This window comes from Bradyrhizobium cosmicum (assembly GCF_032290525.1).
GTDB lineage: Bacteria > Pseudomonadota > Alphaproteobacteria > Rhizobiales > Xanthobacteraceae > Bradyrhizobium > Bradyrhizobium cosmicum_A.
In genome coordinates, this window is the sequence record NZ_JASXTA010000056.1 from 1 (window position 1) to 5,650 (window position 5,650).

The 5,650-nt window shown below is 59.9% G+C and carries 6 protein-coding genes and 1 pseudogene; 3 read left to right on the top strand and 4 right to left on the bottom strand.

Translation table 11 applies throughout. From position 1 onward, the window contains the following. Window positions 1-334: transposase (locus QSV46_RS38875; RefSeq protein ID WP_314963974.1), on the bottom strand; the 334-nt coding region annotated here is incomplete at its 3' end. Between the two features lie 186 nt (window positions 335-520). On the opposite strand from QSV46_RS38875, the gene QSV46_RS38880 reads away from it, so the two are divergent. Both QSV46_RS38880 and QSV46_RS38885 read left to right on the top strand, forming a co-directional pair. After that, window positions 521-730, top strand: coding sequence for a transposase (locus QSV46_RS38880; RefSeq protein WP_314963975.1), 210 nt, complete (start codon window positions 521-523; stop codon window positions 728-730). A gap of 39 nt (window positions 731-769) precedes the next feature. Further along, window positions 770-1,279: an IS5 family transposase gene (locus tag QSV46_RS38885; RefSeq protein WP_314963979.1), complete on the top strand. Its 510-nt coding sequence runs from the start codon at window positions 770-772 to the stop codon at window positions 1,277-1,279. Window positions 1,280-1,312: 33 nt separating this feature from the next. Here QSV46_RS38885 and QSV46_RS38890 read toward each other — a convergent pair whose 3' ends face one another. The 3 genes from QSV46_RS38890 to QSV46_RS38900 all read right to left on the bottom strand — a co-directional run bounded on the left by QSV46_RS38890 (window position 1,313) and on the right by QSV46_RS38900 (window position 3,504). Continuing rightward, window positions 1,313-2,650, bottom strand: a complete 1,338-nt coding sequence (locus QSV46_RS38890; protein WP_314963976.1) for an IS701 family transposase — start codon at window positions 2,648-2,650, stop codon at window positions 1,313-1,315. Window positions 2,651-2,983: 333 nt separating this feature from the next. Continuing rightward, entirely contained in the window at window positions 2,984-3,220 is a 237-nt protein-coding gene (locus QSV46_RS38895; RefSeq protein WP_314963977.1) for an integrase core domain-containing protein, read from the bottom strand. A gap of 8 nt (window positions 3,221-3,228) precedes the next feature. After that, the gene (locus QSV46_RS38900; protein WP_314963978.1) at window positions 3,229-3,504 is read right to left on the bottom strand and encodes a DDE-type integrase/transposase/recombinase; all 276 of its coding nucleotides are present in this window, start codon (window positions 3,502-3,504) and stop codon (window positions 3,229-3,231) included. Between QSV46_RS38900 and QSV46_RS38905 the strand changes: the two are divergent. Then, window positions 3,481-4,523: pseudogene (locus QSV46_RS38905) on the top strand (IS3 family transposase); the annotation flags it as partial. The gene QSV46_RS38900 and the pseudogene QSV46_RS38905 overlap by 24 nt on opposite strands. Between the last annotated feature and the right edge of the window lie 1,127 nt (window positions 4,524-5,650).

The window sequence follows — 5,650 nt, forward strand, 5'->3', positions numbered from 1 at the left end:
GCGGCGGCGATATCACGCTGAGAAGCAAATGATCGACGCCCAAGAGTTCGCTGACCTGGTTGCGGAATTGTTGGCCGATCGCGCGAGGGAACAGCAATCCACATTCCTTGATCAAGCTGCGAACCTGGTTCTCGATGTCTCGGCGCATGGACACTAGCCGAGATCTGGCGACAAGGATCGCTCGGATCTTCTGGCTTTCCTCACTTTTGACTTTTACCTCTCGATACCATCCAACCCGCACCAGTTCGGCAAGCCCTCGCGCATCATTCTGATCGCTCTTGTTCATTCGGACCGACAAAGCTGCGTGCGCATGCCGAGCGTCGATGCAGACCACCGGAAGCTCAACCCTGCGGAGTTCATACCATACCAACTCGCCATCGCACCGGTCTCGAAGCCGATACGCTCGGCATGAGGCGCATGTTTGTTAAGCAGGTCAGTCAAGGCACCAGGATTAGGGTCTGTACCTAATTAGCTGCTTCTGATTCCCTCGTGCCAAGTTGATTCGGCGGGGGGAAGTTCGATGCGCAAAGGACTGTTCTGGCTCAACGACAAGCAGTGGGCTCAGATAGAGCCGCATCTGCCAACGAACCAGACCGGGCCGGCGCGCGAAGACGATCGACGCATTATCAGCGGTATCATCCACATGCTTCAGTGCGGCGCACGCTGGCGCGATTGCCCGCCCGACTATGGCCCTTACACGACGATCTACAATCGGTTCAATCGCCGCTAAGCGCGGACATTGGCAGGCGATCTTTGAAGCGCTCGCCCGCTGCGGCAAGGACGGCCTGACTTTGTCGATCGACTCCACTTCGATCAAAGCGCATCGCTCGGCGAGCGGCGGAAAAGGGGGGAATATGAACAGGCGATCGGCCGCTCGCGCGGCGGGCGGACCACGAAAATCCACGCGCTGAGCGACCCTGATTGCAAACCTTGCGCATTTCATCTCACTCCGGGACAAGCCGCTGATATTGCCGCAGGGCCGGCGCTTTTGAAGCTCGCGCCGCCCATGTCTTCCCTCATTGGAGACAAAGGCTACGATGGCGACGGCTTTCGCGCCGAAATCGTCAGTCGCGGCGCGAAACCCATCATTCCGAACAAGTCCAACAGGGTGACCCTCCACAGCTTCAGCAAACGCGCCTATAAAGGACGCAATGTTATCGAGCGCTGCTTCTGCCGGCTCAAGGATTTCAGGCGCGTCGCTACTCGCTACGACAAACTTGCCAGAAACTTCTTGGCTGCCGTCCACCTCGCCGTCGTCGTCGCCTATTGGCTCAATTGAGTCTGAACCCTAGCACTACTTTGGCAGATTTATTCACGCCGCTGCTTTCCGCCGATTTGTCTTCTGCAGTACGGGCATCGCTGAGGTCGTGGTTGAACGATGAGATCGACGATGGCTTGGCGTACGGCCGGCAGGCTCGGCTGAGGCGGCGGACCGTTGATTCTTTTTTTTCCGCCCCGCTTGTGCGAGACGGCGATGCTGGAGGAATGCGTAAGCGATCATAGTCATGAGCGCATGACGATGAAGGCCCTGCCAGGATCGTCCCTCGAAGTGATCAAGCCCGAGTTCCTCTTTCAACTGCTGATGGGCCTGTTCGCAAATCCATCGAGCTTTGATCGTGGCAGCTAACGTGCGCAGATTCGTCTTGGCCGGCATATTGGCGAGATAATATTTCTTTTCTCCCGACGTCCTGTGTTCGCCGATGAGCCAGGCTTCGTCACCCGGAAGATGCTGCTGGCCCATGTCCTTGATCCGCTGCGGAGGTCCATCAGCGGCCCGCACGCGAACCGCTGCGAAGCGAGCTTCCAGCCGGCCCTTGGTCCCGTTTCGCCAACTCACATTTTGCCACTTAGCATTGGCCAGCATGTCTTCGGCCGCCGTCGACAATACATCGGGAATGTGCCGCTTGCGGGGACGACCTCGACCGGCGACCGGCCAGATCAATTTAACCTCTACCGGATAAACCTTCTGGTGACGAGGGATACCGACGGCCCAGGCCAGGCCGCGTGTCGTGAGCCCCTGACGGAACGGCGCGCTGAGGCCGTAACCGGCATCCGCCAGCACACAGCCAAAGCGCATACCGGCTGCCATCACGCGATCGATCTCCGCCAAGGCGATCTCTGGCTTGGTCCGCGCTGCGCGGTGCTCGACTGGAACGCCCGCACGCTTCAAACGCACCGGATTGCTCGTCCAACTCTCGGGAATGAAGAGACGTAATGCCACCATGACCGGCACTTCACCCCGCGCAAGCGTCAGCGACACCAATGTTTGGCAATTAGCCGTCTTGCCGAGAGACGAGGCATATTGTGGAGCGACACCAACCGAACGATCGCCCTTCTTCGGCATCGCCGTGTCGTCGATGACCAGCACCGCATCTTTGCCGCCGACCAGGCGATCCGCCTGAACGAGCAATTCCGCCTCCAATGGCGCCGCATCCCAGAGGCCATCAGCGATGAAATGGTGCAACTGGTCATACTCGCCCGGTGCCAGCCGCGCCGCCATTGGCTGGACGCTCTTGCGATCGCCCGGTCCAATCAATCCCGAGATATAAAGCGGACACATCCGCCGCCGCGCCTTGTGACCCAAACGATCCAGGAATGGTTTGAGCCAGCGCGCAAGCTCGTCTTCCCACTTCGACTTCGTGTCCACCATGGTCGGCCCTCCAAAAGCCGACCACCCATGAATCATTGAAAATCTGATTCGGGAATCCAGTTTCGCCAATCAATCGCCAAAATCTGCCAAAGTAGTGCTAGACCTGGCTTTCCCTTCGAATATTACTTGACCGGTCTCGTTGACAACGCATACAGCGGTTTCTCTCTGTGAGACGTCCAGCCCGACGTACTGCTTCATGGGAGCTCCTTCGAATCATTTGATTGCGAGGGCTCAACGATAACGGAGGTTGTCTGCCACGAGCGCCGACCGCAATTACGTCATCGTGTTCAAATTTGACCCCGGATTGGAGTGGGCCCCTCGGAGCAGACGGGGTCAGGCTGCTGGTTTGACCGTCCGCCGGGTGTGTTGATCCTCGAATTGCACAGGACTGAGATAACCGAGTGCCGAGTGAAGCCGTCGACGGTTGTAAACCTCCTCAAGGAAGCGCGGAAGGTTTTCGGCAACGTCGATGAAGGTTTCGAATGCCATCGGATAAACGGCTTCGACCTTGAGTGTCTTCATGAAGCTCTCCGCCGTGGCGTTGTCGTATGGGTTGCCGCGCCGGCCCATGGAGCCGATCAAGCCGTGGGCGGCAAGATGATCGCGATAGGCAGCCGCAGCGTATTGGATCCACGATCGGAATGATGCACGCAGCCGGGAGGTGGTTTGCGGCCTTCGATCGCGGCGGCCAGGGCCGCGAGCGTCAGCCGGGCGTCGATCGAGCGGCTGATGGCGTATCCGACCACTCGCCGTGACCAGGCATCCAAGATGACGGCGACATAGACAAAGCCGCCGGCGATGGCGACATATGTGATATCGGCCACCCAGAGTTGGTCGGAGCACGCCGGAACCACACACCGGCCTTCAAGGCGAAGGTGGCGCTTGCCGCCGTCAAGGGCGACCGGACGATAGCTCAGCTTGCCGAGCAGTTCGACGTCCCCCCCAATCAGATTGCGGCCTGGAAGGCGCAGCTGGAGGGTGGCGCTTCCGGAGTTTTTGGACCTGGCAGCGCTGCGCCGGCCACGCCTGCGATCGACGTGAAGTCGCTGCACGCCAAGATCGGCGAACTGACGAGGCGATGATCGACCGTGAGCACGAGCTGCCGATCACCAGGCAGGCGGAGGCTTTGAACATCAGCCGCGGCAGCGTGTACTACCTGCCGCGGCCGGTGCCGGACGCCGATCTCGCGATCATACGGCGTCTCGACCGGCTGCATCTGGAGTTTCCCTTCGCCGGTTCGCGAATGCTGAGAGGCCTGCTGGCTGCCGAGGGGTGCAAGATCGGCCGCCGGCATGTCAGAACGCTGATGCGGCGGATGGGGATAGAGGCGCTCTATCGCCGTCCGCGCACCACCAGACCCGAGCCCGGCCACAAGATCCATCCATACCTGCTGCGCGGCATGGAGATCACGCGACCGAACCAGGTCTGGGCGATGGACATCACCTACATCCCGATGGAGCGCGGTTTTGTCTACCTCGCGGTCGTGTTCGATTGGGCAACCCGTCGTGTTCTGTCGTGGCGGCTGTCGATCACTATGGAAGCAGCTTTCCGCGTCGAGACGCTGGAGGATGCCTTGGCTCGTCACGGCAAGCCGGACATCTTCAACACGGATCAGGGCTCGCAGTTCACCGGACAGGCTTTTACCGGCATGCTCGCCCACAACGGCATCGCGATCAGCATGGACGGCAAGGGCGCATGGCGGGACAACGTGTTTGTCGAACGGCTCTGGCGCAGCGTCAAATACGAGGAGGTGTACCTGCGGGCCTATGACAGCGTCAGCGAGGCGCGCAGCTCGATCGGCCGATATCTCGACTTCTATAACAGCAGGCGTCCCCATTCGAGTTTTGAAGTTGTCAGGGCCACACCCGAGCGGCTTGCGGTCAGTCCGGGGCGGAGCTATCGCACCTGGTCGCGGGAGGCGAAGGACCTCAAGGAAACGTTTTTGCCGGGAGCGAACGTGTCGGTGATCGCGCGGTCTCATGGGCTCGATCCGCGAGGCCAAGCGGTCAAGTTCGCGCGGTTTGATGCGGTGACGAGCGACATGATGGAAATCGTGATCGGCGATGTCGTAGTCTGTGTCGGCAGCGATGTGGAGCCTGAGCGGCTTGCTGCCGTAATCCGGGCGGTTCGGCAGGCAGACGTTCAAGTTTACGTGGCCAGCAAGCCGGTCGACTTCCGCAAGGGAGCGACCGGCTTGATTTGCGCTGGTGCGAGATGGTGGGGCCGCCCCATTCAGCGGCGCGCTGTACGTGTTCCATTCGAAAAGAGCCCAACACGCGACATTCTGCATACAGTCTTCGAAGCGCGACGATTGCGTATCCGTGGCATCCCCTTTTTGGACGGACGCTTCAAGTCGCACCGTTCCGGCGCGGCAAGGAATTGAAGTGAATCGACACGGAGGAACGGCGTGGGTTTAATCGTGAGGTCCCCAATTGGATGTTCGACGAGAGTTACTGTGCCGGCATGGCGCTTGGACCACCGCAGGTCAGCATTGATGGGCTCAACGAACTTGCTGTTGTTCTGAAGCTTCTCGGCGCGAAACGGGTGTCGGGCGCACGATCCCGTCCTTCGATGAAGAGGGAGAAAGGGCGTGCGGAGAAAAGCCAATATCGCGAGCCGATGCAACTGGGTCTGGATCGGGGTCGTCGGATTCCCCAGAACCCGCTGGGCGCCAATCCCACAGGTCTGATCAGGCGCTCGCCGATCTGTTGCTGGAAGCGGCGGGCGTCGAGACCGTTCAGATGTCAGGAGGTGACCATGAGCATCAAGATCACGCCTGATCACCTCAGCCGCACCGCCGGAATCTATGTTCGCCAATCGACAATGTCACAAGTCATGGGAACTCTCTCTCGGTCAACGCCGAGAAAGCGGTGGGCTGTTCGTCGCGCTTACGGATAATCTGATCGCGGTCTTCTGCGTTGAGCAGAGCCGGCTCCGCAAATTTGGACAGGTCGATAAGTGGAGTTTCTGCCTGACAGCGGGCACGCTGGTGCCTGCGAA